The organism is Nocardioides coralli, from assembly GCF_019880385.1.
Taxonomy (GTDB): domain Bacteria; phylum Actinomycetota; class Actinomycetes; order Propionibacteriales; family Nocardioidaceae; genus Nocardioides; species Nocardioides coralli.
Map to the genome: position 1 here is coordinate 1,397,805 of NZ_CP082273.1, position 24,919 is coordinate 1,422,723.

The 24,919-nt window shown below is 72.5% G+C and carries 23 protein-coding genes; 11 read left to right on the top strand and 12 right to left on the bottom strand.

Annotation, left to right across the window (positions count from 1 at the left end; translation table 11 throughout):
• Positions 1 to 17: 17 nt before the first annotated feature.
• Together K6T13_RS06835 and K6T13_RS06840 are read left to right on the top strand one after the other, a co-directional pair.
• Positions 18 to 938, top strand: coding sequence for a universal stress protein (locus tag K6T13_RS06835; protein WP_222897751.1), 921 nt, complete (start codon positions 18 to 20; stop codon positions 936 to 938).
• Positions 939 to 1,034: 96 nt separating this feature from the next.
• Positions 1,035 to 1,877: a universal stress protein gene (locus K6T13_RS06840; RefSeq protein ID WP_283247956.1), complete on the top strand. Its 843-nt coding sequence runs from the start codon at positions 1,035 to 1,037 to the stop codon at positions 1,875 to 1,877.
• Between the two features lie 2 nt (positions 1,878 to 1,879).
• Here K6T13_RS06840 and K6T13_RS06845 read toward each other — a convergent pair whose 3' ends face one another.
• Both K6T13_RS06845 and K6T13_RS06850 read right to left on the bottom strand, forming a co-directional pair.
• Entirely contained in the window at positions 1,880 to 2,767 is an 888-nt protein-coding gene (locus K6T13_RS06845) for a universal stress protein (protein ID WP_222897753.1), read from the bottom strand.
• 125 nt (positions 2,768 to 2,892) lie between these two features.
• Positions 2,893 to 3,516, bottom strand: a complete 624-nt coding sequence (locus K6T13_RS06850) for a maleylpyruvate isomerase family mycothiol-dependent enzyme (RefSeq protein ID WP_222897754.1) — start codon at positions 3,514 to 3,516, stop codon at positions 2,893 to 2,895.
• 144 nt (positions 3,517 to 3,660) lie between these two features.
• On the opposite strand from K6T13_RS06850, the gene K6T13_RS06855 reads away from it, so the two are divergent.
• Positions 3,661 to 4,353 (top strand): hypothetical protein, encoded by a 693-nt coding sequence (locus K6T13_RS06855; protein WP_222897755.1) that lies wholly within the window; start codon positions 3,661 to 3,663, stop codon positions 4,351 to 4,353.
• Positions 4,354 to 4,530: 177 nt separating this feature from the next.
• On the opposite strand, the gene glnA is transcribed toward K6T13_RS06855, so the two are convergent.
• Positions 4,531 to 5,952 carry a type I glutamate--ammonia ligase gene (glnA, locus tag K6T13_RS06860; protein ID WP_222897756.1) on the bottom strand — a complete coding sequence of 474 codons (1,422 nt, stop codon included), beginning with the start codon at positions 5,950 to 5,952 and terminating at the stop codon, positions 4,531 to 4,533.
• 210 nt (positions 5,953 to 6,162) lie between these two features.
• Here glnA and K6T13_RS06865 point away from each other — a divergent pair, with 210 nt between their 5' ends.
• The 3 genes from K6T13_RS06865 (at position 6,163) to K6T13_RS06875 (ending at position 8,393) form a co-directional block, all read left to right on the top strand.
• A complete protein-coding gene (locus K6T13_RS06865) occupies positions 6,163 to 7,047 on the top strand; it encodes an endonuclease domain-containing protein (protein WP_222897757.1) in 885 nt (294 codons plus the stop codon).
• A gap of 79 nt (positions 7,048 to 7,126) precedes the next feature.
• Entirely contained in the window at positions 7,127 to 7,492 is a 366-nt protein-coding gene (locus K6T13_RS06870; RefSeq protein WP_222898185.1) for an RDD family protein, read from the top strand.
• Positions 7,493 to 7,562: 70 nt separating this feature from the next.
• Positions 7,563 to 8,393, top strand: a complete 831-nt coding sequence (locus tag K6T13_RS06875) for an SCO4651 family lipoprotein (protein ID WP_222897758.1) — start codon at positions 7,563 to 7,565, stop codon at positions 8,391 to 8,393.
• A 6-nt stretch (positions 8,394 to 8,399) separates the two neighbouring features.
• On the opposite strand, the gene K6T13_RS06880 is transcribed toward K6T13_RS06875, so the two are convergent.
• The 4 genes from K6T13_RS06880 to K6T13_RS06895 all read right to left on the bottom strand — a co-directional run bounded on the left by K6T13_RS06880 (position 8,400) and on the right by K6T13_RS06895 (position 12,061).
• On the bottom strand, positions 8,400 to 9,104 hold the full coding sequence (locus K6T13_RS06880) for a DUF4191 domain-containing protein (protein ID WP_222897759.1): 705 nt from the start codon (positions 9,102 to 9,104) through the stop codon (positions 8,400 to 8,402).
• Positions 9,105 to 9,130: 26 nt separating this feature from the next.
• The gene (gene lipA / locus K6T13_RS06885) at positions 9,131 to 10,081 is read right to left on the bottom strand and encodes a lipoyl synthase (protein WP_222897760.1); all 951 of its coding nucleotides are present in this window, start codon (positions 10,079 to 10,081) and stop codon (positions 9,131 to 9,133) included.
• 70 nt (positions 10,082 to 10,151) lie between these two features.
• Positions 10,152 to 11,132: a hypothetical protein gene (locus tag K6T13_RS06890; protein WP_222897761.1), complete on the bottom strand. Its 981-nt coding sequence runs from the start codon at positions 11,130 to 11,132 to the stop codon at positions 10,152 to 10,154.
• Positions 11,129 to 12,061 (bottom strand): ABC transporter ATP-binding protein, encoded by a 933-nt coding sequence (locus K6T13_RS06895; protein ID WP_222897762.1) that lies wholly within the window; start codon positions 12,059 to 12,061, stop codon positions 11,129 to 11,131. The genes K6T13_RS06890 and K6T13_RS06895 overlap by 4 nt, the downstream gene beginning before the upstream one ends.
• A gap of 129 nt (positions 12,062 to 12,190) precedes the next feature.
• On the opposite strand from K6T13_RS06895, the gene K6T13_RS17410 reads away from it, so the two are divergent.
• Positions 12,191 to 13,729: a LuxR C-terminal-related transcriptional regulator gene (locus K6T13_RS17410; RefSeq protein WP_249423977.1), complete on the top strand. Its 1,539-nt coding sequence runs from the start codon at positions 12,191 to 12,193 to the stop codon at positions 13,727 to 13,729.
• A gap of 96 nt (positions 13,730 to 13,825) precedes the next feature.
• Positions 13,826 to 15,172 (top strand): FAD-binding oxidoreductase, encoded by a 1,347-nt coding sequence (locus K6T13_RS06905; protein WP_222897763.1) that lies wholly within the window; start codon positions 13,826 to 13,828, stop codon positions 15,170 to 15,172.
• On the opposite strand, the gene lipB is transcribed toward K6T13_RS06905, so the two are convergent.
• Positions 15,169 to 15,909 (bottom strand): lipoyl(octanoyl) transferase LipB, encoded by a 741-nt coding sequence (gene lipB / locus K6T13_RS06910; protein ID WP_249423978.1) that lies wholly within the window; start codon positions 15,907 to 15,909, stop codon positions 15,169 to 15,171. The genes K6T13_RS06905 and lipB overlap by 4 nt on opposite strands.
• 64 nt (positions 15,910 to 15,973) lie before the next feature.
• Here lipB and K6T13_RS06915 point away from each other — a divergent pair, with 64 nt between their 5' ends.
• On the top strand, positions 15,974 to 16,564 hold the full coding sequence (locus tag K6T13_RS06915; protein WP_222897765.1) for a hypothetical protein: 591 nt from the start codon (positions 15,974 to 15,976) through the stop codon (positions 16,562 to 16,564).
• Here K6T13_RS06915 and K6T13_RS06920 read toward each other — a convergent pair.
• From K6T13_RS06920 to lpdA, 3 genes are all read right to left on the bottom strand, one after another.
• On the bottom strand, positions 16,513 to 17,403 hold the full coding sequence (locus K6T13_RS06920) for a TIGR01777 family oxidoreductase (RefSeq protein ID WP_222897766.1): 891 nt from the start codon (positions 17,401 to 17,403) through the stop codon (positions 16,513 to 16,515). The genes K6T13_RS06915 and K6T13_RS06920 overlap by 52 nt on opposite strands.
• A gap of 353 nt (positions 17,404 to 17,756) precedes the next feature.
• On the bottom strand, positions 17,757 to 19,598 hold the full coding sequence (gene sucB / locus K6T13_RS06925) for a 2-oxoglutarate dehydrogenase, E2 component, dihydrolipoamide succinyltransferase (RefSeq protein ID WP_222897767.1): 1,842 nt from the start codon (positions 19,596 to 19,598) through the stop codon (positions 17,757 to 17,759).
• Between the two features lie 34 nt (positions 19,599 to 19,632).
• Entirely contained in the window at positions 19,633 to 21,012 is a 1,380-nt protein-coding gene (gene lpdA / locus K6T13_RS06930) for a dihydrolipoyl dehydrogenase (protein ID WP_222897768.1), read from the bottom strand.
• Positions 21,013 to 21,121: 109 nt separating this feature from the next.
• Between lpdA and K6T13_RS06935 the strand changes: the two genes are divergently transcribed.
• Together K6T13_RS06935 and K6T13_RS06940 are read left to right on the top strand one after the other, a co-directional pair.
• On the top strand, positions 21,122 to 21,481 hold the full coding sequence (locus tag K6T13_RS06935) for a hypothetical protein (protein ID WP_249423979.1): 360 nt from the start codon (positions 21,122 to 21,124) through the stop codon (positions 21,479 to 21,481).
• 129 nt (positions 21,482 to 21,610) lie between these two features.
• A complete protein-coding gene (locus K6T13_RS06940) occupies positions 21,611 to 21,889 on the top strand; it encodes a hypothetical protein (RefSeq protein WP_222897769.1) in 279 nt (92 codons plus the stop codon).
• 50 nt (positions 21,890 to 21,939) lie between these two features.
• Here the strand turns inward: K6T13_RS06940 and K6T13_RS17585 are convergent, their stop codons facing one another.
• The gene (locus K6T13_RS17585) at positions 21,940 to 24,834 is read right to left on the bottom strand and encodes a helix-turn-helix transcriptional regulator (RefSeq protein ID WP_222897770.1); all 2,895 of its coding nucleotides are present in this window, start codon (positions 24,832 to 24,834) and stop codon (positions 21,940 to 21,942) included.
• Positions 24,835 to 24,919 lie beyond the last annotated feature (85 nt).

The window sequence follows — 24,919 nt, forward strand, 5'->3', positions numbered from 1 at the left end:
AGCAGGAGGGACCAGCGATGAGGCATCACCGGGAGCGAGACGCCGTGGTCGTCGGGATCGACGGCTCGGAGCGCGCCCTGGCAGCCGTGCGTTTCGGCGCCCGCGAGGCCCGACGATGGCAGGCGCGGCTCGTCCTCGTGCACGTGATGCCCGGCCACGTACCGCTGTCGCCGGTGCTTGCCGTGGCACCCCGCGAGCTGACCGACCTGGGGGAGCGGTTGCTGGCCGAGGCGGTGGCCGTGGCCCGGGACGCGGAGCCGGACGTGGCGGTCCGCAGCAGGCTGCTGCGCGGGGACGCCGTGGCACAGCTCGTCCGGGAGTCGGACGACGCCTGGATGGTGGTCCTCGGCCGCGAGACGACGCCCGGGTGGGCGCGCGTGTTCACGGGCGCCGTGACGATGGGAGTCGCCGAGCGGGCGCACTGCCCGGTGAGCTCGGTCCCCGAGGAGTGGACGGCGAGCGAGGAGCCCGGCTCCGTGGTGGTGGGGTTCGAGGCCAGCGAGTTCGACGCCGCGCTGCTGGAGTACGCCGTCGGCCGCGCGGCCGACCTGGGAGCACGTCTCACCGTGCTCCACGCGTGGGAGCTGCCACGCTTCTACGACGAGATGATCGTGCGTCGGGCGCACGACCTGGACTGGAAGCGCGGCGCCCAGGACCGGATCGAGGAGCTGCTGCGCCAGCTCCGGCGTGCGGCTCCCGACGTCGAGGTGGAGGTCGAGGTCGTCCACCAGCAGCCGGCGCTCGCGTTGCGGGACGCGTCGCAGGGCGCCGACCGGCTCATCCTGGGTCGACACGGCCAGGGGCCGGCGGTCCGCCATCTCGGCGGCACCGCCCGGGCGCTGCTCCGTGAAGCCACATGCCCGGTCGTCGTCGTGCCACCGGTCCACCTCGCGGCTGCGGTCGAGCCGTGGGCGGACGCGGGAGTCGCCTCCGGCTGACACGGAGTCGACGCCGGTCCAGTCGTCGTAGCCACCCTCCCGGCATGGTGGAGGGAAGGAGGAGTGGTGGTCGTCGGAAACCCTGACCCGATCGTCGTGGGAGTTGGTCACGGACCGATCGGGGCTGCAGTGGGCTTCGCCGTGGCCGAGGCGTCGCGGCTCGGTTGCGGGGTCCACCTCGTCCACGCCGTACCCGCGAACGGGCCGGGCCTGGTGGCCCAGTCACCCATCGAGCACGAGCGTCGCGGCCGTGCCGTGCTCCGCGAGGCCCTGGAGCAGGCGCTCGAGGCACCCGGCGGTGCCGCACCGGTCACCAGCGGGGTCGTGGAGGGCGCGACGGTTCCCGCGATCGTGTCCGCGGCCGCGGACGCGCGCCTGATCGTCCTCGAGCACCGCCGACGCCGCAGCTCGCCGCGCGTCGTCACCCGCTCCGTCGCGGGAGGCGTGGCCCCACGGGCACGTGCCCCCGTGGTCTGCGTGCCGTCGAGCTGGTCGGCCGACCCCCGCGCCCGCACCGACCGGGTCACCGTCGGCGTCGACCGACCCGAGCGGTCGCACCAGGTCCTGCGGATGGCCGGGCGCGAGGCTTCTCGTCGGGAGTCCGAGCTGCACGTCCTCCATGCCTGGCACCTGGGGACGGCAGAGGACGCGCTGCCCGTCGACAGCACGGTCGAGGCGACCTGGGCCGGGGTGGCCGAAGCGGCTGTCGAGTTACAGCTCGACCAGCTGGGCGGCGCCCTCGAGGGTGTCGCGACGCAGGTGGAGGTGCGCCATGCGCCAGCGGTGGAGTCGCTCCTCGACGCCTCCCGTGACTCCGACCTGTTGGTGGTGGCCCTGCACGACCTCGTGCAACCAGTGGGGAGCCACCTCGGGCCGGTCACGCGAGCTGTGCTGCAGGACGCGAGCTGTCCGGTGCTGCTGACCGATCCCCATCCGTGAGGTCAGGCCACGGGGACCACCGCGACCGGGCAGGGGGCGCTCTCCACCACCGACGCCGCGGCCGACCCGAGCAGGATCGCCGAGGCCGCACCACCGTGATGGGCGCCGACGACCACCAGGTCCATGCGGTCGCCGAGCTCCGTCAGTGCGTCCCCGGCGTACCCGCGCGCGAGCACCGTGTTCACGCTGACGTCGGGGAACTTCTCCCGCATGCCGGCCACGGACTCCGCGACCAGGAGCCGGTGCTCCTCGATCCCGTCTTCCAGGCCGTCGAGCAGGTAGGGGTCGACCGAGGTGGCGAGGGCGTCGTGGACGGCGTGGAGCACGGTGATCGGCACGCCGCGTTGAGAAGCCTGGGTGAAGGCGAACTCCAGCGGGCCGAGCGACCTCTCGGTCCCGTCGACGCCGACGAGGACGCCCTCCCGGGCGCCACCCCGGTCGTGCGGCCGCACGACGACGACGGGGCGGTGGGCGTGCCGAGTGACGGCCACGCTCACCGAGCCGAGCAGCAGGCTGCGCAGGTGACCCCGGCCGCGGGACCCGAGCACCACGGTCGATGCCTGGCGGGAGACGGTGAGGAGCAGGTCTCGGGGGTCGGCCACCCGCAGCAGGTGGTGGACCTCGAGCGTCGGGTCCCGGTCGGTCGCCGCCCGCTGCGCCGCGTCCAGCAGCTGCTGTGCCTCGGTCCGGGTGGCTCCCGACCCGAGAGTGCTGTCGTGCCCCGCCTGGTCCACCCAGACGCCGCCCTGGGGTGTGATGGCGTGGACCAGCGTCAGGGCTCGTCCCGCCAGGCGCGCTTCCTCGACGGCCCAGCTCAGCGCCCTCTCGGCTGACGGCGACCCGTCGACGCCGACGGCGATGGTCCCGGTGGGGATGTCGTAGCTCTGCATGGCGCATGTCCCTTCATCGTGGTGTCACCACCACGGTGTCGAGACAGGGGGCGTCCGCGTAGGGCGCAAGGGGCCGGTGACCGGGGGACCAAGGTCCCGTCTGCCCGGGGACCCTCCCCTCCGCGTCACTCGAAACGCTGACGGAAGGTGGGGAGCCCGGCCCCTCCGAGCTGGTCGAGCACCCCCGCCCGTCCAGTCAGGGCCGCCGCCAGGATCGACCCCTCGCCGGTGACCTCGGGTCCGTCGCCGTGACTCCACGGGGCGTCGGTGGCCTCGAAGCGCAGGCCGTCCACGCCGCCCGGGGGGTGGAGGGACGAGCCCTTGGACGACATCACGAAGTCGAGGATTCTGGCCACGGTCTCTGGTGGGGCAGACGTCGTCATGCCCAGCGGCACGAGCATGTCGGCGGTGTGCACGACCACGTCGGCCAGCAGCGACTCCGGTGGCATGCCGGGCCCGGTCCGGCGGTTGTCGGCGTGCTCGCGCAGCCCGGCGACGAGCGTGGCGGGAGGCCGCTCTCCCAGCTCCCGCGAGAGGCGGAGGTTCGCGGCGTCGTACCCGCGGTGGCGGAGCATCGCCCAGATCAACCGTGGGGTCGACAGTGCCCACGGGATCTGCAGGTGCCCGGCCACGTGACGCACCTCCCACCCCTCGCACAGGCTCGGTGTCCGCCACTGCGCGTCGTCGAGTGGCTCCAGCGCGTCGGCCAGCGCTCGCCGCCGCTCCGCCACCAGGTCGAAGGTGTCCATCCCGCAGCGCCCCCTCGCGTCTGCTGCTCCTCCCATGGAACGCCTGTCCGCGACGCCCCGCAACCTGGAGCCGGTGTGACGGACGTGCGCAATGGTCATATCGGGCTCTGGTGAGTACGCGGACACGAGGACCATCCTCGGCTCATGGACAACAGCACACGCACCAGCAGGGTTGCGCTCGTCGTCGCCTGCGCGGCCCTTCTCATCAGCACGACCGCCACCGGGGGTCCAGCCCTCGCCAGGCTCGTCTTCGCCGACAACGCTGACAAGGTCGACGGCAAGCACGCCGTCGGTAGCAAGGCCTCTGCCACTCAGCGCAAGGGCAAGCTCGTCGCGACCAGCAAGAGGACCGGGCGGCTGCCGAACAACATCATCCGCAAGGCAGGAGACTCCGACCTGCTCGACGGACGCGACGCCAACGACTTCCTGTCCCTGTCATCACCGGCGGGACGCCTCGTGGGCGAGGGGCTCGTCAGCAGCGCTGGTGCCCTGTCAGGAGCTGCCGGGGCGGGCATGACTGCGTCCAAGACCGGTACTGGTTTCTACAGCGTCCTCCTTCCCGGGCTTCGGCCGGGATGCGTGGGCACCATTCCGAACCTCGTTGCGACACCCTTCGGCGGGGGACAGGTTGCCGTCCCCAGCGTGACCACGAACTGCGGGTCGGGCGACACGAGCATGGCGGTCGCCACCAGCAACTCTGCCGGCACAGCCACCGACGGCAGCTTCTTCTTCGCCGTGTTCTCCGGCAACCCGGTCGCGACGAGTCCCGCCTCGGCGCGGCTCCGCGGCAACCCGTCGATCTGCTCCTACACGCCGGAGGGCCGCACCTGTCGATGAGCCGACGCCGTCACGTCGGCAACGGATCGTCCTCACCCGTTGGGGCTCGAACGTCGCTGGCCGGTCACCGGCGCACGGCAGACGCAGAACGGCGGCCGACGCCGGCGGACGCTCGGACGGCGTCACGCCAGGTCGGCCGCCGTTCATGGCGACCACTGACAGGGTCGAGACCCAGGATCAGATGTCGTAGTAGAGCTCGAACTCGTGCGGGTGCGGGCGGAGCTGGACCGGCGCGATCTCGGCGGTGCGCTTGAAGTCGATCCAGGTCTCGATCAGGTCGGGCGTGAACACGTTGCCCTCGGTGAGGAAGTCGTGGTCGCGCTCGAGGTTGTCGAGGACCGCACCGAGCGACGTCGGCACCTGGTCGATCTCGGCCAGCTCGTCCGGCGGCAGCTCGTAGATGTCTTTGTCCACCGGCTCCGCGGGCTCGATCTTGTTGCGGATGCCATCCAGACCGGCCAGCATCAGCGCCGAGAACGCCAGGTACGGGTTCGCCGACGGGTCGGGGAAGCGGGTCTCGATCCGCTTCGCCTTCGGGTTGGCGCCGGTGATCGGGATCCGCACCGAGGCCGACCGGTTCCGCGACGAGTACACCAGCGAGATCGGCGCCTCGAAGCCCGGCACCAGGCGGTGGTAGGAGTTCACCGTCGGGTTCGTGAACGCCAGCACCGACGGCGCGTGCTTGAGGATGCCGCCGATGTAGTGGCGAGCGGTGTCGGAGAGGCCGGCGTACCCGGTCTCGTCGTAGAACAGGGGAGCGTCGTCCTTCCACAGCGACTGGTGCACGTGCATGCCCGAGCCGTTGTCGCCGAAGATCGGCTTCGGCATGAAGGTGACCGACTTGCCGGCGGCCCACGCGGTGTTCTTGATGAGGTACTTGAACTTCATCACGTCGTCCGCGGCCTTGAGCAGCGTGTCGAACCGGTAGTTGATCTCGGCCTGGCCGGCGGTGCCCACCTCGTGGTGGGCGCGCTCAACGAGCAGCCCGGACGCCTCGAGGTTCTTCACCATGTCGGCGCGGAGGTCGGAGTAGTGGTCGTAGGGCTCGACGGGGAAGTAGCCACCCTTGAACCGGGTCTTGTAGCCGCGGTTCTCGCCGTCCTCCTTGCCCGAGTTCCACCACCCCTCCTGCGAGTCGATGTGGTAGAAGCCCTCGTTCTCCGAGGTGGAGTAGCGCACGTTGTCGAAGATGTAGAACTCCGCCTCGGGCGCGAAGAAGGCGGTGTCCGCGATGCCCGTGGACTCCAGGTAGGCCAGCGCCTTGCGCGCGATGTTGCGCGGGTCGCGGGAGTAGGCCTCACCGGTGATCGGGTCGTGGATGAAGAAGTTGACGTTGAGGGTCTTCGAGCGGCGGAACGGGTCGATGTAGGCCGTCGTCGGGTCGGGGAACAGCGACATGTCGGACTCGTTGATCGCCTGGAACCCGCGGATGGAGGAGCCGTCGAAGCCAAGGCCGTCGTCGAAGACCGACTGGTCGAACGACGACACCGGCACGGTGAAGTGCTGCATGATGCCGGGCAGGTCGCAGAACCGGACGTCGACCATCTCGACGCCTTCGTCCTTGATGAACTTCAGCAGCTCTTCGCTGTTTGCGAACATTCGTCCTCCTTGGCCGACGGGGGTCACGCCAGCCGCGCTTCTGTCTGATCGGAACGAGACTCCGGGCCGACTCCGCCCCGGTGTCCGCGAACCTAGGCACGGGCAGTTTCTCGACCGTATCCCTTTTGTTTCGCCCATGTAACAGATGTCCGGGCGCGTGCCTGTGGAGAGCCGGTACGCCGGTGGGCTGCGTCGCAGCATGCTCGTGCCATGAGGGCGGACGAGGCACTGCAACGGCTCGGTGGGGTGGCCAGCGCCTCGGTTCTGCTAACGCTCACGAGTCGTCGGAAGCTGCGCGCGGCACTGCGATCGGGTGCGGTGGTGCGGAGCACGCGCGGCAGCTACGCGTTGCCGACGGCCTCGGACGCTCGGCGCGCCGCCGGCCGGCTGACGGCAGTCGTGTGGCTGCGCAGCGCCGCGGCCCACCACGGGTGGGCGCTCAAGACCCAGCCTGAGCTCCCCGAGGTGGCCGTCGACCGCAAGCGGCAGGTACCACCGGAGCGGCGCCGCGACGTACGCCTCAGCTGGGTGGACATGGCAGCCGACGACCGGCAGGCCGGCGTCACCAGCCCGTTGCGCACCGTCATCGACTGCTCGCGACACCTGCCCTTCGACGAGGCCTTGGCGATCGTGGACTCGGCGCTGCGTTCTGGCGCCGTCACGCGTGACGAGCTGAGGGCGGTCTCGGTACGGGGCGCCGGATCTGCGGCCGTACGCCGCGTGCTCGAGCATGCGGACGGTCGTGCCGCCAACCCGTTCGAGTCGGTGTTGCGGGCCTACCTGATCGAGGCGGGGCTCGTCGTGGAGGCGCAGGCGCCCGTCGAGCTCGAGACGGGGACCGTGCACCCCGACGTGGTGAGTCGGAGCGCGGGTGCCGTGTTCGAGGCAGACTCCTGGACCCACCACGCGACGCGGAAGGCGCATCGGAGCGACTGCGCCCGCTACAACATGCTCGTGCTGGCCGGGTGGCGGGTGTTCCGCTTCACCTGGGAGCAGGTGATGCTGGAGCCGGCGTACGTGCGGTGGGTGCTGGCGCGGGTGACGCGGCGCGTCGAACAGGCAGAAGTCGGCCAGGAGCTTGGCCGCCCCGCGTGAGGAGGGGAGTGGATGCGAGCTTCTGCCTGTCTGACGCGCCGGTGGGCCGGGCGCACGGGCTGACTACGCTGGCGCGGTGATGGAGACCGCCTCGTGGGGACGCCGGGTCCTGGCGCTCATCGTCGACTGGTTCGCGTCCACGCTCGTGGTGGTGCTGGTGCTGGGGCCGGTCGGGTGGAGCGAGAACCGGCTGTCGAGCGTCTACGTGCTGCTGGTCTTCGCGCTCGAGACGGCAGTGCTCACGGCCGTGGCCGGCGGGTCCTTCGGCAAGCTCGCGACCGGGCTCCGCGTGGTGCAGGACGAGCGACCCGGCCCGCCGGACCTGTTGCGGAGCCTGCTCCGTTCGGTCCTGGTGTGCCTGGTGATTCCACCGCTGGTCTACAAGCCCGACCGGCGGGGACTGCACGACCTCGCCGTCGGCACGCGGACCATCCGGGTCCGCTGAGCCGCAGGGTGGGCGGGAGCGTGGATCCGCGCCGGTCCCATTCCGCTCGCGGCGAGCGTACGGTGGGGAGATGGGAACTCCGCTGCGCACCGCCCTGGCGGCCGTCGTCGCCGCCCTCGCCCTGGTCCTGACGGGCTGTACCGGTGATCCGGAGGCTGCCGACGACACCGCGGACACCGGGCAGCAGGAGCAGACCGAGGAGCCGGCTGAGGACGGGCCGGTCGCGGGCGAGGAGGTCGACAAGGCCGACTTCGTCGCCAACATGCGGGAGGGCCTGGAGAACGCGACGACCGCGCAGGTGACGATGACCGTAGACGCCGCCGGACAAGCCCTCGAGGCCGAGGGTCAGCTCGACTACACGACCGAGCCGACGGCCATGCAGATGACGATGAGCATGCCGACCATGAGCCAGCAGCCGATCGAGTTCCGACTGGTCGACGGCGTGATGTACATGAACATGGGTCAGATGTCGCTCAACAAGTTCATGTCCTTCGACCTCAACGACGCCAAGAACCTCCCGCCCGGCATGGACGGCTTCACCGAGCAGCTCGACCCGCTGGGCGGCTTCGAGCAGTTCGAGGAGTCGATCACGTCGGTGACCTACGTCGGGGAGGAGGACGTCGACGGCGAGCAGCTCGACCGCTACGCCCTGACCGTGGACACCAAGACCGCCGACGGGTTCCAGGGCCTGCCCTCGGGCCAGGGGGTGCCGGAGGAGGTGACCTTCGACTTCTGGGTCGACGACGACTTCCTCGCCCGCCGGATGTCGACCTCGCTCGACGCCGGTCCTCAGTCGGTGTCGATGGACATCCGGATGACCGGCTGGGGCGAGCCGGTGACGATCGAGGCGCCCCCCGCCAAGGAGATCATCGACCCCCGCCAGCTGCAGGGCCAGCGCTGAGGGACCTCAGCGGCCGCGCATCTGGCCGCGCAGGCCCTTCATGCTGGTCGGGATCGGGCCCTTCGGCAGCGGGATGTTGGGGCGGTTGGCGTCGATGGCCTTGAGCCGGCTGAGGACGTCGGTCAGCTCGGCGCCCTTCACCTTGCGGCCCAGCTTGTTGACGTGACGCACCAGCTTGCGCACCGGTACCTGGCCCTCGCCGTCGCCCACGACGACGGTGTGGATCGGGACCTCGGAGGCGACGCGGGCGTGGCGGCGCTCCTCGGTGGCGAGCAGGGCCTTGAGCCGGCTGGCGTTGCCCTCGCCGACCAGCACGATCCCCGGGGGGCCCACCACGCGGTGGACCATGTCCTGCTGCTTGTTGAAGGCGACCATCTGGTCGGTGCGCCAGCCGCGGCGCAGCATCGACAGCGCCCTCGCCCCACCTCCGAGCTGGCCCTCCATCTGCTTGTACGCCGCCGCCTGGGCGCGCCGGCCGAACACGATGAGCAGCGCCAGCAGGCCCAGCATCAGCGCGCCGATGATCGAGAGCACCAGGCTGACCGTGCCGGAGCCGGGGAGCAGCCAGAACAGTGCGAAACCCAGCGCGGCGCCGAGGACGAAGGCCCCCAGCAGCCACAGGCCCAGGCGTCGGTCGGTCTGCTTGGCCATCCGGTAGGTGGCGCGCAGCTGCTGCCGGCGGTTCATCTTCGAGGGGTCGAGGTCGGACATGCGGTGCTTTCTCGCGTGCGGTGGGGTCAGGCGGGGCTGACGGAGCGCGCGGCGCGCGTCTCCAGGGCCTGACGGTACAGCCGGCCGGCCCGGTAGGACGAACGGACCAGCGGGCCGGACATCACACCGGAGAAGCCGATCTCGTCGGCCTCGTCCCGCAGCTCCACGAACTCCTCCGGCTTGACCCAGCGCTCGACCGGGTGGTGTCGCACGGACGGCCGGAGGTACTGGGTGATCGTGATCAGCTCGCAGCCGGCCTCGTGCAGGTCGCGCAGGGCCTGGCTGACCTCCTCACGGGTCTCACCCATGCCGAGGATCAGGTTGGACTTGGTCACGAGTCCGAAGTCGCGGGCCTGGGTGATCACGTCGAGCGAGCGCTCGTAGCGGAAGGCGGGCCGGATCCGCTTGAAGATGCGCGGCACCGTCTCGACGTTGTGGGCGAGCACCTCGGGCCGCGACTCGAACACCTCGAGCAGCAGGTCGGGCTTGCCGTTGAAGTCGGGGATGAGGTTCTCGACACCGGTGTCGGGGTTGAGCTCGTGGATCGCGCGGACCGTCTCGGCGTAGAGCCAGGCGCCGCCGTCGGGGAGGTCGTCGCGGGCGACGCCGGTGATGGTGGCGTACTTGAGCTGCATCTTCTGGACCGACTCGGCCACCCTGCGTGGCTCGTCGCGGTCGAGCGGCTGCGGCTTGCCGGTGTCGATCTGGCAGAAGTCGCAGCGCCGCGTGCACTGGTCGCCGCCGATGAGGAACGTCGCCTCGCGGTCCTCCCAGCACTCGAAGATGTTGGGGCAGCCGGCCTCCTGGCAGACGGTGTGGAGCCCTTCGGACTTCACCAGGTTCTGCAGGTGCTTGTACTCCGGGCCCATCTTGGCGCGGGTCTTGATCCACTCAGGCTTGCGCTCGATCGGGGTCTCCGCGTTGCGGACCTCCAGGCGCAGCAGCTTGCGGCCTTCGGGAGCGGGGGCTTGAGTCACGCCCGCCACTGTACGCGGGGGCTGGAGGCAGGGCACATCAGCGTCAGGCACCCCAGCCTGAGGAACAGCGTCAGGGCACGTCGCGCCGCCGGAACGACCACAGCGAGGCCGCACACGTGGCGAGGAGCAGCACCCCGAGGTTGCGCGCGCCGGTCGCGAGGCTGAGGTCGCGCAGCCCGCTGCAGTCGACGCCCGGTTCGGGCCGGCCCCGGTCGAAGCAGGACGGCGGCGGCTCCACGTAGTACTGGGTGCCGTTCCAGAGCACCGCCCCCAGGTTCTTGTTGGGGAACCAGGCCTCGCTGACGCCGAGCAGCGCCATGACCACGGTGGCTCCCACCACGACGGCGAACATCGCCCCGAGCGTGAACACCGTGCTGCGCGACAACATGGTCACGGCGTAGGCGCCGACGGCGGCCGCGCCGACGAGGAGCACCGCTCGACCGGAGGCTGCGGCGATCATGCCGGGCACCTCTGGTGGCACGTCGATGCCGCGCATCCGGGCCAGCAGCGCCATCCCGCCCCAGAACGCCGCGAGCACCGCGGTCGAGGCGAGCAGGGCGAGCCCGAGGACCGCCCCGGCCTTGGACAGCCAGATCCGGGCGCGGCGCGGCTCGAACAACAGCTGGTTGCTCATCGAGCCGGAGCTCCAGTCGGCCCCGACGAAGGTGGTGCCGACGAGCATCAGCAGCCCCATGAGGACCGTCACCAGGCCCACGCCCTGGGCGCGCATGGCCACCCACAGCTGCAGCGGCTGGCGGGAGACGTACCAGTCGACCTGCGGTGCGATCGCCGCCACGCACTGCTCGGCGTCGGACACGCCGAAGCGGCGGGGCCGCTCCTCGCACTCCGCGAGCTGGCGCTGCATGTAGCGGCGCCCCATCTCCTGCTCGACCAGCTCCTCGGCGGCGGCGAGCTCCGAGGCCGACACCGGCCGGGTGTCCCACGCCGTGCCACCGAGGATGACGGCCCCGACCAGCACGCATCCGCCGAGGAGCACCACGACCGCCCGGCGCCAGCGCAGCCGGGTGAGCTCGAGCCCGATGAGCCTCATGCGCGGCCACCGCCGCTCCCGAGCGCCTCACCGGAGGTGAGCTCGAGGAACACCTCCTCGAGATCGGGCCGCAACGGAGTCAGCTCCTCCAGCCACAGCTGCGCCTCACCGAGCACCCGGCTGACGTGGCTGGCGGGCCGGTCGGTCTCCACGCGCAGCACGCCGTTGTCGGGGTGGACGGTCAGCCCCTCCTCCCGCAGCCGGCGTACGGCGGCCTCCGCGTCGGCAACCCGCACCCGGTAGGCCGTGCTGGCGCCGAGGAGGTCCTCGACCCGGCCCGAGGCGAGCATCCGCCCGTGACCGATGATCGTCGCCGAGGTGCAGACCTGCTGGACCTCGGCGAGGATGTGGGAGCTCAGGAGCACCGTGACGCCGGACGCCCCGAGGCTGCGCACGGTGTCGCGGATCTCGCGGATGCCGGCGGGGTCGAGGCCGTTGGTGGGCTCGTCGAGGATCAGCAGCGCGGGGTCCTTCAGCAGCGTGGCGGCGATCGCCAGCCGCTGCTTCATGCCCAGGGAGTAGGTCCGGTACCGGTCGCGGTCGCGCCCGGTGAGGCTCACCGTCTCCAGGGCGGCGTCGATGCGGTCACCGGTGATGCCGCGGGTGCGGGCGAGCAGCTGCAGGTTCTGCCGACCGGTGAAGTTGGGGGAGAACTTCGGCGACTCGACCACGGCGCCGACCCGGTCGATGACCTGGGGGAGCCGGCGCGGGACGTCCTCGCCGAAGAGCCGCATCGTGCCGCGGGTGGCGCGTGCCAGGCCCAGGAGCATCCGGATGGTGGTGGTCTTGCCGGAGCCGTTGGGACCGAGGAAGCCGTGCACACCGCCCGCCGGCACCGCGAGGTCGAGGGACTGCACGGCCACCCGTGTCCCTCGCCGCGTCCGGTACTCCTTGCGGAGACCGGCGGTCTCGATCACCAGGTCCGTCATGGATACGGAGTATGTATCAGCGCCGGCTCGGGGCACGCCGACACGCGGGCGATCGGGACGCCGAGAATTCGTGATGCCCCGCAGGGCCACGGGGCTCTAGCCTGAGGGGTGGCTCGAGTAGGTGGACAGATGGCAGCAGAGGTCGGTGACCGGACGGCGTACGACGCCGGGCGGGCGGCCCTCGACGCCCGACGCTGGCACGAGGCCGCCGACCTGCTCGACGCCGCCGCCGTCGAGGACCCGAGCGGAGCGGTGCTCGAGGCACTCGGCACGGCCTGCTTCTGGACCGACCGCCCCGACACCATCGCGGTCCGCGAACGCGCCTACAACGCCTACCGCGCCGCCCGCGACCCCTACGGCGCGGCGCGGGTGGCGACCGCCCTCGCCTGGGACCACCTCACCTTCCGCGGCGAGGAGTCGGTGGCCCGCGGGTGGCTCCGGCTGGCGGCCCGTTCGCTCGACGGCCAGCCGGTGTCGGCCGAGCACGGGCACCTGGCGCTGTGGGAGGCCGACTTCGCCCTGGACGGCGCTGACCTGGTCACGGCCGACGAGCAGGCGACGCGGGCCGCCGCGATCGGACGCACGCTCGAGGACAACGACATCGAGCTGCTGGCCCTCGCCCAGCAGGGACTGGTGCGGCTGCTGCGCGGGGAGGTCGACGCCGGGATGCAGCTCCTCGAGGCGACCGCGGTCGCCGCGACCGCCGGCGAGATCGCCGACCCGGCGTACGCCGGGTATGCCTGCTGCTACCTCATCACCGCCTGCCACGAGGTGCGCGACGTCGGCCGGGCGGGCGAGTGGTGCGCCAAGCTCGACGAGCACTGCGAGCGCGCCGGCTTCCACGCGCTGCAGCAGGTCTGCCGCACCGAGTACGCCGGTGTGCTCGTCGAGCAGGGGGAGTGGGAGCGCGCCGAGCAGGAGATGCTGACCGCCGTCGACGTCCTGGCCGACAAGCGTCCCCCGATGGTGGCCGGCCCGCTGGTCCGGCTGGGTGAGCTGCGCCGCCGGCAGGGCCGGATGGAGGAGGCGACCGAGCTCTTCGCCCGCGGCGAGGGACATGCGCTGTCGGTCCTGGGGCTGGGCGCGATCGCGCTCGACGAGGGGCGCCCCGACGAGGCGCAGCACGCCGCCGAGCGCTACCTGCGCCAGCACGCGCCGGGCGACCGGATCGGCCGGTTCCGGGGCCTCGAGCTGCTGGTGCACGCGAGCGCCGCCGCGGGTGACGTCTCCGGTGCCCAGGCACCGCTGCAGGAGCTGCGCGAGACCGTGGCGACGCTGCGCGGGGGCACCATGGTCGCGGCCGCCCACCACGCGGAGGCTGCGGTGCTGCTGGCGGCCGGCGACCGGGCCGGCGCCCGCCGGGCCGCCGAGGACGCCGTCTCCCACTACGAACGGGCCGGCGCCGCCTTCGGGGCCGGCCAGGCGCAGGCCCTGCTGCAGCGGGCGACGGGGGAGACCGACGTACCGGCCTCCGAGCGCCTGATCACCCCCCGGGAGGCCGACGTGCTGCGGCTGGTCGCGGAGGGGCTGAGCAACGCAGCGATCGCCGAACGGCTCCACCTCAGCGAGCACACCGTGCACCGCCACGTCGCCAACGTGCTGACCAAGCTCGACGTCGCGACCCGGGCCGCCGCGGTCGCCAAGGCCGCCGGCCACGGCCTGCTCTAGCGCGCCCATGGCCCGGACGGGCCAGTCGACGGCACAGCCGAAGATGGCCGGTACGAGCGAAGTCGCGCACCCCCGGCGGTTCCTAGCGTCAGCGGCATGACTGCACTAACCGACGAGCTCACCGGGCGGTGGATCACTCCCGCCCACAGCGACTACGACGAGGCCCGCACCGTCTACAACGCCATGATCGACAAGCGGCCCGGGATCATCGCCCAGTGCGAGACCCCGGCCGACGTGGCGACCGCGATCCGGCACGCCCGCGAGCGCGACTTGCAGATCGCCGTCCGTGGCGGTGGCCACTCCGTGGCCGGGACGTCACTGACCGACGGCGGCCTGGTGGTCGACCTGCGGCGGATGCACGACGTCACCGTCGACCCCGTCACCCGCACCGCCCGTGTCAGCGGGGGCGCGACCATGAGCCACCTCGACCGGGCGACCCAGCCCCACGGCCTGGCCACCACGGGTGGCCGGGTGTCGACCACCGGCGTCGGTGGCTTCACGCTGGGCGGCGGCACCGGCTGGCTCGACCGCAAGTTCGGCCTGGCCTGCGACAACCTGCTCGCCGTCGAGCTGGTGACCGCCGAGGGCGAGCTGGTGACCGCCAGCGACGAGGAGAACCCGGAGCTGTTCTGGGCGCTCCACGGCGGCGGTGGCAACTTCGGCGTGGCGACCTCGCTGACCTTCCGGCTCCACGAGCTCCCCGTGATGACCGCGGCACTGCTGGTCTTCGACCCCGAGCGGGGCGAGGAGGTCGTCCGCACCTTCCGCGACGCCCTCGAGGAGGGGCCCGACGAGCTCGGTGGCGGCGTCCTCTATGCCACCGGCCCCGAGGAGGAGTTCGTGCCGGCCCACCTGGTGGGGCGGCTCGCGACGCTCGTGCTGGTGACCTTCACCGGCACCGAGGAGCAGGCTGCGCCCCACCTCGCGCCGTTCCTGGCGCTCCAGCCCGACGGCCACGCGGTGATGGAGCTGCCGTACGCCGACCTCAACTCGATGCTCGACGACCCGCCCGGCCTCCGGAACTACTGGTCCGCCGAGCACCTGGGCAGCATGCCCGACGAGGCGGTCGCCGCGTTCCACGCCGCCCGCGAGGGCCTGATCGTGCCGTCGGCCTCGCAGCACGTGCTCTTCCCGGCCGGTGGGGCAGCCGCCCGTGCCGGGACCGACCACCCCATCCCGTGGCGCACCGCGCCGTGGGTGGTCCACCCGTTCGCGCTCTGGACCGACCCGGCCGACGACGACCGGGCGCGGGAGTGGACGAGGTCGGTGCGGTCAGCGGTGAGGCCGTGGGCCACCGGCGACGTCTACCTGAACTTCATCTCCGACGAGGGCCAGGACCGGGTGCGGGCCGGCTTCGGGGCCGGCTGGGACCGCCTGGTCGCGGTCAAGCGGGAGTGGGACCCGGACAACGTGTTCCGGCTCAACCACAACATCACGCCCTAGCCGCGACCGGCTGGCGTCACCAGGGGGATGTGCGACCCGCGGCCGGGCTCCGGCCGCGGGTCGTAGTCGGGGGTGGCGTCGTAGGGCTGCCACGCGAGGAACGCCGACAGGTGTCGCTCCACCAGCGGGACCACGTCGGTGACGGTGACGTCGCGACCCAGCTCCTGGGAGAGCGAGGTGACGCCGGCGTCGGCGATGCCGCACGGCACGAACCGGTCGTACCACCCCAGGTCGACGTCGCAGTTGAGGGCGAAGCCGTGCATGGTGACGCCGCGGCTGACCCGGATGCCGATGGCGGCGATCTTGCGCTCCGGTCCGCGGTCGTCCGCCTGCAGCCACACCCCGCTGCGGCCCGGCACCCGGGCGGTGTCCACACCCAGCTCGGCGCAGACCCGGATCAGGGCCTCCTCCACCCGGCGGACGTAGTCGACGACCTTGACGTGGTCGGGCAGGGTGACGATGGGGTAGCCGACCAGCTGGCCGGGCCCGTGGAAGGTGATCTTGCCGCCCCGGTCGACGTCGATGACGGGGGCGCCGCCGGAGTCGAGCGGCCGCTCGTGGGGGTCGGTGCGCTTGCCGCAGGTGAACACCGGCGGGTGCTCCAGCAGCAGCACGGTGTCTCGGCCATCTGCGGCGACCTCCGCGTGGACCTCACGCTGCAGGTCCCAGGCCGCGAGGTAGTCGACCGCGTCCTCGCCGAGGCCCGCGATCCTGAAGTCCGCCACTGCCTGCTCCACGCCGGCAGCGTACCCCTGTGGAGGAAGCCGGCGGAGACCGGTTGGAACGGGGTAGGAAGGCGGGGTGGCCCCCACCCGCATGCTGATCCCCGTCGTCGTGTCGGGGCTGGCCTGCCTGCTGGTGGTGCCCTTCGCGCTGCCCGACCAGCCCGACAGGGCCGACACCGGCGACCCCGGTGGCCGGACGTCGTCGCCGGTCCTGGGCGACGACCGCGCCGCGGCCCGGGCCAATGACCGCACCGTGGCCCTCGCGGTGCTCCGCGGGTGGGACCGCGCCCGCGCGGCCGCCTGGCGCGCGGGCGACCCGGCGGCGCTCGCCGACCTCTACACACCCGGCGCCGACGCGGGTCGGGCCGACCGTCGGCTGCTGGCGGCGTACGCCGGGCGGGGGCTGCGCGTGGCGGGGATGCGGATGCAGGTGGCCGAGGTCGAGGTGGTCTCGGCCGCGCCGCGACGGGTCGAGGTCGTCGTGACCGACCGGCTCGTGGGTGCCACCGTGGTGGGGCGCCACGGCCGCACCGAGCTGCCGCGCGACCGGTGGTCGCGACGCCACCTCGTGCTGGTGCGGTCCGGTGGCCGATGGCGGGTGGAGCGCGTGTCCGATCAGACCTGGCCGGCCAGCACCGCGTCCACGTCCGGGTCGGAGAACTCGTAGCCCTCGGCCAGCAGCGCCGCCGGGTGCAGGTTGAGCGAACGCAACAGCTCGACCGCCATCGGCCCCGCCCCGAGACGGAGCACCGGCGACGGCACCGCGAGGAACGCCTTGCGGTTCACCGCGTCGGCGAGTGCCTCGGTGAACTCGGCGTTGGTCGGCGTCACCGGGGTGCACACGTTGAAGGGACCGGACGCGGTGTCGCTGGTGACGAGCAGCATGGCCGCGCCGAGCCAGTCCTGCTGCGAGAGGACGGGGAAGAACTGGTCGCCCGAGCTGAGGCGGGCGCCCAGCCCGAACCGGAACATCGGGGTCAGCAGCTTCATCGCCTGGCTGCCGCGCGACATCACGGGCGCGGTGCGCAGGATGCACACCCGGGCGCCGGCCTCACCGGCTGGCTTCGTGGCGGTCTCCCAGTCGCGAGCCACCCGCTCGAGCGGGGCGTCGCCGCCGCGCAGCTCCGAGGACTCGATCACCACCTCCGAGCCGTGGTCGCCGTAGTGCGAGCAGCCCCCGGCGTTCACGAGTGCGGGCGGGCTGCCGGCAGCGGCGATCGCGTCGGCCAGCAGCCGGGTGGGGCCGATCCGGCTCTCGTAGAGGCGGCGGTGGTGGCTGGGCAGGTAGGGGATGCCGAGCAGCGGCGACCCGCACAGGTTGACCACCACGTCGGCGTCCGCGACCAGCCCGGCGTCGAGCTCACCGGCCGCCGGATCCCACTGCCGCTCGTCGGAGGCCTCCGGCACCCGGCGTACGAGCCGGACGACGTCGTGGCCCGCCGAGCGGAGCCGCGTGGTCAGGGCCTGGCCCATGAAGCCGGAGGAGCCGGCCATCAGGATCTGCATGCTGGCCATCTAACCAGCGACGGGAAGCGGCAGCGGTGGTCTCGACAGGCTCGACCGGCGTGGGATCGGCGGTCTCGACACGCTCGACCGGCGTGGTCGGAGGTTGAGGTGCGAGGAGCGCCAGCGACGAGCCACGAAACCCCGGCAGGCGCACGCGAACCGGGGCTCTCGTGGTCTCGACAGGCTCGACCGGCGTGGTCGGAGGTCGAGGCGTGGCTCGGCCCCGGCACCGGCTGTCGCGGTTTCGAGACGGGCGGTGGGCAGTCCCTCGCTGCGCTCGGGACTGCCCCGCCCTCCTCAACCTCTTCGCCCCGCGTCGACGCCCCTCGCTTCGCTCGGGGCGTCGACTGGGCTCAGACGTCGAAGGTGCCGTTCTCGAGACGGTCCTTGACCTCGGTGAGGAACCGCGCGGCGTCGGCGCCGTCCACCAGCCGGTGGTCGTAGGTCAGTGCCAGGTAGACCATCTGCCGGACCGCGATCGTCTCGCCGAGGTTGGGGTCGTCGATCACCACGGGGCGCTTGACCACGGAGCCGGTGCCGAGGATCGCGACCTGCGGCTGGTTGATGATCGGCGTGTCGAAGAGTGCCCCACGGCTGCCGGTGTTGGTCAGCGTGAAGGTCCCGCCCGAGAGCTCGTCGGGGGTGATCTTGTTGTCGCGGGTGCGCTCGGCGACGTCGGCGATCTTGCGCGCCAGCCCGGCGATCGAGAGGTCGCCGGCGTCCTTGATGACCGGCGTGAGCAGGCCCTTCTCGGTGTCCACGGCGATCGCGAGGTTCTCGCGGTCGTAGTAGGTGACCTCGCCGGCCTCGGTGTCGATGGCCGCGTTGAGCGACGGGTGCTGCTTGAGCGCGTCGATCGCCGCCTTGGCGAAGAACGGCATGAACGACAGCTTCACGCCCTCGCGGGTCGCGAAGTCGGCCTTCACCTGGTCGCGCAGCCGCGAGATGCTCGTGACGTCGACCTCGACCACCGTCGTCAGCTGGGCGCTGACCTGCAGCGACTCGACCATGCGCTGGGCGATCACCTTGCGCAGGCGCGACATCTTCTCGGTCTTGCCACGCAGCGGGCTCGGGGCGACGGCGGGGGCGCCGTGCTGGGGCTTCTCGGCGGCCGGCTCGGAGGCGGGCGCCTCCTCGGGCTGCTTCTTCGCCTCGGCCGCGTCGAGGACGTCCTGCTTGCGGATGCGCCCGCCGACGCCGGTGCCCTCCACCTGTGAGAGGTCGACGTCGTGCTGCGCGGCCATCTTGCGCACCAGCGGCGTCACGTACGTCGCCGGCTCGTTGCGGTCCTTCTCCTGCTGGGCCGGTGCCTGCTGTTGGGGCTCGGACTCGGCAGCCGGCTCGGGCTCCTGCTCCGGCTCCTTCTCGGGCTCGGGCTCCGACTTCTGCTCGGGCTCAGGCTCCTGCTCGGGCTCAGGCTCCTGCTCGGGCTCGGACTTCTGCTCACCTCCACCGGAGGGCTTGGCGTCGCCCGAGCCGATCAGCGCCAGCTCGGCACCGACCTCGACGGTCTCGTCCTCCTCGGCCTTGATCTCCAGCAGCGTGCCGGCGACCGGGGAGGGGATCTCGGTGTCGACCTTGTCGGTGGAGACCTCGAGCAGCGGCTCGTCGACGGCCACCTCGTCGCCGACCTGCTTCAGCCACCGGGTGATGGTGCCCTCGGTGACGGACTCGCCGAGCGCCGGCAGGGTCACCGGGGTGCTGTCGCCGCCGCCGGACCCACCGGACTGCTGCTCGCCGCCGGAGTCCTGCTGGGAGGGGGCGCCGCCGTCCTCCTGCTCGGCCTGCTCCTCGGCCTGCTGCTGCTCGACGTCCTGGCCGCCGCCGCTCTCGCCGGACTGCTCGCCGGAGTCGCCGTCCGCCTGACCGGAGTCGTCCCCCGAGTCGTCGCCGGAGTCGTCACCCGACTCCTCGCCGGACGACTGGTCCTCGCCGGAGTCCCCGCCCGCGGACTCGCCCTCGTCGCCCACCAGGGCGAGCACCGCACCGACCTCGATCGTGTCGTCCTCGTCCGCCTTGATCTCCAGCAGCGTGCCGGCGACGGGGGAGGGGATCTCGGTGTCGACCTTGTCAGTGGAGACCTCGAGCAGCGGCTCGTCGACCGAGATGGTGTCGCCGACCTGCTTGAGCCAGCGGGTGACGGTTCCCTCGGTGACGGACTCGCCGAGTGCGGGGAGGGTGACTTCGGTGGCCAATGCTCTTCCTTCGCTAGCGGCTGCGGATGGGTGGTCAGGCGTGTGCGTGGAGCGGCTTGCCGGCGAGTGCCAGGTGGGCCTCACCGAGGGCTTCGTTCTGGGTGGGGTGCGCGTGGACGAGGGGCGCGACGTCCTCGGCGTGGGCCTCCCAGCCGTAGATCAGCTGCGCCTCGCCGATCAGCTCGCCGACCCGGTCGCCGACCAGGTGGACACCGACGACGGGCCCGTCCTTCTGGCGGACCAGCTTGACGAAGCCCTGGGTCTGGAGGATCTGGCTCTTGCCGTTGCCGCCCAGGTCGTAGCTCAGGGCCTCCACCTCGTCGGCGCCGTAGCGTTCGACCGCCGCGGCCTCGGTGAGGCCGACGGAGGCGACCTCGGGGTGGGAGTAGGTGACGCGGGGGATGGCGGTCTCGTCGATACGCTGCGGGTCGAGCCCGGCGATGTCCTCGGCCACGAAGATCCCCTGCTGGAAGCCCCGGTGGGCCAGCTGCAGCCCCGGGACGATGTCGCCGACGGCGTAGACGCCCTCGACGCCGGTACGGCACCGCTCGTCGGTGACCACAAAGCCACGCTCAAGGGTGATGCCCTGCTCCTCGTACCCGAGACCGTCGGTCACCGGGCCGCGGCCGACGGCCACCAGCAGCAGCTCGGCCTCGATGACGTCGCCACCCTCGACCGTGACGGCCACTCCGGTGTCACTGGTCTTGACGCTCTGGAAAGGAGTTCCGGTCCGGAAGCCGATGCCGCGCTTGCGGAAGGCCCGCTCGAGCGCCTTGCCGCAGGCCTCGTCCTCGGCCGCCACCAGCCGGGGCAGTGCCTCGACGATCGTCACCTCGGCCCCGAAGCTGCGCCACACGCTGGCGAACTCGCAGCCGATCACGCCGCCGCCGAGCACCACGACCGAGGCCGGGACGCGGTCGAGCGTCAGAGCCTGCTCCGAGGTGATGACGCGCTCGCCGTCGACCTCGAGGCCGGGCAGGGTCCGGCTGTAGGAGCCGGAGGCCAGCACGACGTGCCGGGCGGTGTGGGCGGTGCCGTCGACGGTCACCTCGCGCGGGCCGGTGAGCCGCCCCTCGCCCTCGATGACGGTGATGCCGCGGCTCTTGACCAGGCCGGTGAGTCCCTTGAAGAGCCGGCTGACCACACCGTCCTTGTAGGCGTTCACCCCGGGCATGTCGATGCCGTCGAGGCTCGCCTGCACGCCGACCTTGCCGGCGTCGCGGGCGTGGTCGGCGACCTCGGCCGCGTGGAGGAGGGCCTTGGTGGGGATGCAGCCGACGTGGAGGCAGGTGCCACCGAGGCGGTCTTTCTCGACCAGGGCCACCGAGAGCCCGAGCTGTGCGGCGCGCAGGGCGCACGCGTAACCCCCTGACCCAGCCCCGAGAACGAGTACGTCGAAGTCGGCGTCAGCCACCTTGCTCCCTTCGGATCACCGGGCGCGCCCTCGCAGCCCGGGCCCATCTTTGCACTCTTTGCGAGTGGGTCGACACCACCCCGTCGGCTGACCCGGCACACTGGGTGGCATGGGCCTGTTCGACCGCTTCCGTCGCGCGCCGCGGATGCGGCGCCCCGCCCGTGACGCCGCCCGCACCGGGTCGACGACCGTGCGTGCCTCCGTCAAGGCCGATGAGGAGCACCTGACCGCGTTCGTGACGAGCCGGCGCGGCGTGGAGGGCTTCGTCGAGCCGCGGACGGCGGTCAGCGACGTGACCCTGCTGCTGGTCGCCCACGACGGCGAGTGGACCCGGCGACGCGTCCCGTCGGTGCAGTGGGCCCACCAGTTCGCCAACCGCCACCAGGTGCCGTCCTACGACGCCGCCGTGGTCGGCGTCCCGCAGCGGATGCGCGACTACAACCGACGGCGGAAGGCCGGCGACGCGTAGGACGTCCACCCCGCGGATCTGAGGGGTGTCGGGCCCGGGTCTGAGGGGTCTCGCCCGATGTGGGGCCATCCGGTCCGGGCCGACAGTGGTGTGGTCAGCCACCGACGAGTCCGGAAAGGACCGATCACCATGAACACCACAGCCCGCAGGATCTTCTCGACGACCGCCGTCACGGCGGTGCTGTCGATCGCCACCGCCGTCCCCGCGTCCGCCGAGCCCGACTGGGGGGTGCCGGGGAGCACCGGCGGCGGTGGGGCCACCACGACGCAGGTCCGTGAGGTCCCGATCGACGACAACGCCCTCGAGTACCTGCAGATCGGCCTCGGCGCCCTGGCTGGCATGGCCGTCGCGGGAGCCGCGGCGGTCTCGGTGCGGCGGTTCGGGCACCACGCCCCGCACCCGGCGTGAGGGGACCAGCGGGGTCGGCCGGCGGGCCGACCCCGCTGCCACGCTCGCGGTCAGCCGCGGCGTGCCATCTCCGCGAGCTCGACCCGGCTGGAGGTGCCGGTCTTGCGCAGCAGGTTGGACACGTGGACGCTCACGGTCTTCTCGCTGATGAAGAGCTCCTTCGCGATCTCGGCGTAGGTGCGCCCCGCCACCACGTGGGCGAGCACCTCGCGCTCCCGCGGGGTCAGCTCCGGGAGTCCGGGGGACGAGGGCGGGTTCGCGGACGGCTCCGCCAGCGTGAGGTGTACCTGGGCGGCCAGCGACTCGGCCGCGCGTACCAGTGGGGCCGCCCCCATGCCTCGGGAGAGCATCCACGCGCGGCGCAGGGCGGCCGTGGCTTCGCGGCGGGACCCTGGCGAGGCCAGGAGGGTGCGTGCGAGGTGGTACGACGCGTGGGCCGCGTGCCAGGGCAGCCCGACATCCTGGCAGCTCTCCGCCGCGCTCGCCCATGCCGCCGCAGCGTCACGGTCACCCGTGCAACGGGCCCGCTCCGCCCGGAACAGGGAGCCCAGCGCCGGGTGCAGCCGGTCGCGCCTGCCCTGGGCGACGAAGGCGTCGGCGCCCCGGAGCGACTCGAGACGCTCGAGCTGGGCCACGGCGGCCGGCCGGTCGCGCTCGGCGAGGTCGGCCGCCGCCCGGGCCGCGGACACGAGGAGCTCGTCCGCGCCACCGAGATCGACGGCCGCCATGTCCGGCATGAGGTGTCCGGCGACGTCCAGAGCCTCGGCGTACTTCCTCTCCGCCCCCAGCGCCTCCACCTCCACCAGGGCCAGCAGGTCACCGGGGGCCCACCGACCCGGCATCAGCTCGCGAGCCCGCACCATGTGGGTACGACCTGCCTCCGTGTCGCCGGAGCGGTAGGCGAGCAGGGCGGCGACGCCCCGGACGTTGGCCCCGTGCTCCCGGGGGTGACGCCGGCTCAGCAGCTGCCACACCACCTCCCGGGCCTCGTCCCACCGCCCCAGGTCGATGAGGAGGGCGGCCGCGAACTCGGGCGAGGCCCAGATCGCGTCGTGCACCGAGGACGTGGCGAGGAGACGGTGGAAGGAGGTCAGCAGGAGCTCGGCTGCTTCCTGCCGCATCCCCAGGCGCTCGTAGCAGTTCCCGCCGGCGATGGCCGCGACGCCCGTCAGCTCGGGATCGCCCAGCTCCTCGGCGAGCGTCACCGCCTGGAGTGCGTCGGCGAGTCCTCGCTCCTGGTCGGGCTGGGCCTGCGACCGGGTGGTGAGAGCCCAGGCCAGGGCGGACGGGGAGCCGGTGCGCCGAGCGAGCCGAACGGCTTCCATGCTGTGACGGAGCGCGGCCTCGGGCTCGTCGTTCCACACCTCGGCGAATGCGCAGCGGGCCAACGCCTCCGCGTGCTCCGGCGTGCCCGGGCAGCGGCGCTCGGCGAAGGCGAGCAACCGCTCGGCATCGGCGAACCGCGGCGCGGACTGGGTGCCGCACAGCTCACGCCAGTGCAGCATCGGCAGGCGTAGCCGCAGCGCACCCACGGGGTCGACGTCGACGTCGTGGTGCTGCAGCGCCTCCTCACGCAACCGGAGCCCCAGCTCGTGCTCGCCGGCGCTCCACGCGCTCTCACTGGCACGGCGCCAGAGCTCGGAGCGGCTGCCCGCGGACGAGCGTGCTGCTGCGGAGGCCTCGGGCCAGAGGTGGCAGGCGCGTTGCAGGTGGTCGGCCGCCTCGGCGTACCCGCGGACCGCGGCCGCGGCGTCGGCGGCCCGGAGCGACCAGGCGAAGGCCTCGTCGACGTCGCCGGCCTCGGCGTGGTGCAGTGCGAAGTGTGCTGCCCGGGAGGCGAGGGGCACGCCGTCGGTCTCCTCGAGGACGGCGACGTACTGCTGGTGGATGCGGCGGCGAGTGCCCGGCTGCACCGTCTCGGTCACGACCTCGGCGATGAGCGGGTGCGGGAACCACGCCTCCCCGTCGCCGGCCACCGCCGCGAGACCGGCGTGGGCGGCCCTGGCGAGGGCCGCGGGGACGGAGAGGTCAGGGTCGTGGATGGCGGCCAGTCGTTGGAGGACGTCCACGGACACAGGTCGACCGCCGACCGCCAGCAGCTGCAGCACCTCGCGCGCCCCGGCGTCGAGCCGGTGCCAGGACCCGAGCAGCGCCTCGCGCAGCCCGGTGCCGCCGGGGCGTCCAGGCTCCCCGAGCTCACCCGCGAGCAGCTCGGTGTAGTAGGGGTTTCCGGCCGCGCGACGGAAGACGTCGGCCACGAGGTCCTCGGTGGCGGTGCCGCCGCTGAGGCCGGCCACGAGCTCGTGCACGTCGGTGTAGCCGAGTCGCTCCAGGTGGACCCGGGAGACCGAGGGGAGCCTGAGGACGTCGGCCAGCCAGCCGTGCAGCCGGTGGCCCTCAGCCAGCTCGGTGTCGCGGTAGGTCGCCAGCACCGCCAGCCGTTGCCCGGTGGTGAACCCGGCTGCGAGGTAGGCCAGCAGGTCCAAGGAGCTGCCATCGGCCCACTGCAGGTCGTCGACGACCAGCACGAGCGGGCGCTCGGCAGCGATCCGGTCGAGCACGGCCGTGAGCTGCGTGACGATGCGGGCGTCGTCTGCCGATGAGGCTGCCCCGAGCGCCGGAGCGATGCCGCCGAGCTGGTCAGCGCCGGTGAGGATGCGACGACGCACGTCCTCCGGGGCCTGCCGGTGCCACTGGGTGAGGATCTGCCCGAAGGGCAGGAACGGGGATGAGTCCGCGCCGAATCGCAGGCACCGCCCCCACAGCACCAGCTGATCCTGCGTCCCGGGCTCCCCGGTCGCCTCGGCGATCAGCGTGGTCTTGCCGATGCCGGGCTCCCCGCACACCAGCAGCGCCGACGGCGCGCCGAGGGCCGCACCGTGCAGCACCGATGCGACCAGCCCACGCTCGGCGTCCCGTCCGACGAGGTGTCCCCCCGCACGCATGGCGGCATTGTGCACCCGCAGGCTCGACGCCGGGGAGTGCGTGACGGTCCTGTCCGGTGACGGGCACGCCGACGACGGGGGTCAC

Coding starts and splice junctions, on each gene's coding strand:
- K6T13_RS17410 (WP_249423977.1), top strand. CDS start 12,191: ATGGCAGCAGAGGTCGGTGACCGGACGGCGTACGACGCCGGGCGGGCG.
- K6T13_RS06855 (WP_222897755.1), top strand. CDS start 3,661: ATGGACAACAGCACACGCACCAGCAGGGTTGCGCTCGTCGTCGCCTGC.
- K6T13_RS06845 (WP_222897753.1), bottom strand. CDS start 2,767: ATGCAGAGCTACGACATCCCCACCGGGACCATCGCCGTCGGCGTCGAC.
- K6T13_RS06875 (WP_222897758.1), top strand. CDS start 7,563: ATGGGAACTCCGCTGCGCACCGCCCTGGCGGCCGTCGTCGCCGCCCTC.
- K6T13_RS06865 (WP_222897757.1), top strand. CDS start 6,163: ATGAGGGCGGACGAGGCACTGCAACGGCTCGGTGGGGTGGCCAGCGCC.
- K6T13_RS06905 (WP_222897763.1), top strand. CDS start 13,826: ATGACTGCACTAACCGACGAGCTCACCGGGCGGTGGATCACTCCCGCC.
- K6T13_RS17585 (WP_222897770.1), bottom strand. CDS start 24,834: ATGCGTGCGGGGGGACACCTCGTCGGACGGGACGCCGAGCGTGGGCTG.
- K6T13_RS06895 (WP_222897762.1), bottom strand. CDS start 12,061: ATGACGGACCTGGTGATCGAGACCGCCGGTCTCCGCAAGGAGTACCGG.
- K6T13_RS06835 (WP_222897751.1), top strand. CDS start 18: ATGAGGCATCACCGGGAGCGAGACGCCGTGGTCGTCGGGATCGACGGC.
- K6T13_RS06935 (WP_249423979.1), top strand. CDS start 21,122: ATGGGCCTGTTCGACCGCTTCCGTCGCGCGCCGCGGATGCGGCGCCCC.
- K6T13_RS06890 (WP_222897761.1), bottom strand. CDS start 11,132: ATGAGGCTCATCGGGCTCGAGCTCACCCGGCTGCGCTGGCGCCGGGCG.
- K6T13_RS06880 (WP_222897759.1), bottom strand. CDS start 9,104: ATGTCCGACCTCGACCCCTCGAAGATGAACCGCCGGCAGCAGCTGCGC.
- K6T13_RS06870 (WP_222898185.1), top strand. CDS start 7,127: ATGGAGACCGCCTCGTGGGGACGCCGGGTCCTGGCGCTCATCGTCGAC.
- K6T13_RS06940 (WP_222897769.1), top strand. CDS start 21,611: ATGAACACCACAGCCCGCAGGATCTTCTCGACGACCGCCGTCACGGCG.
- K6T13_RS06850 (WP_222897754.1), bottom strand. CDS start 3,516: ATGGACACCTTCGACCTGGTGGCGGAGCGGCGGCGAGCGCTGGCCGAC.
- glnA (WP_222897756.1), bottom strand. CDS start 5,952: ATGTTCGCAAACAGCGAAGAGCTGCTGAAGTTCATCAAGGACGAAGGC.
- K6T13_RS06920 (WP_222897766.1), bottom strand. CDS start 17,403: ATGCAGATCCTGATGGCCGGCTCCTCCGGCTTCATGGGCCAGGCCCTG.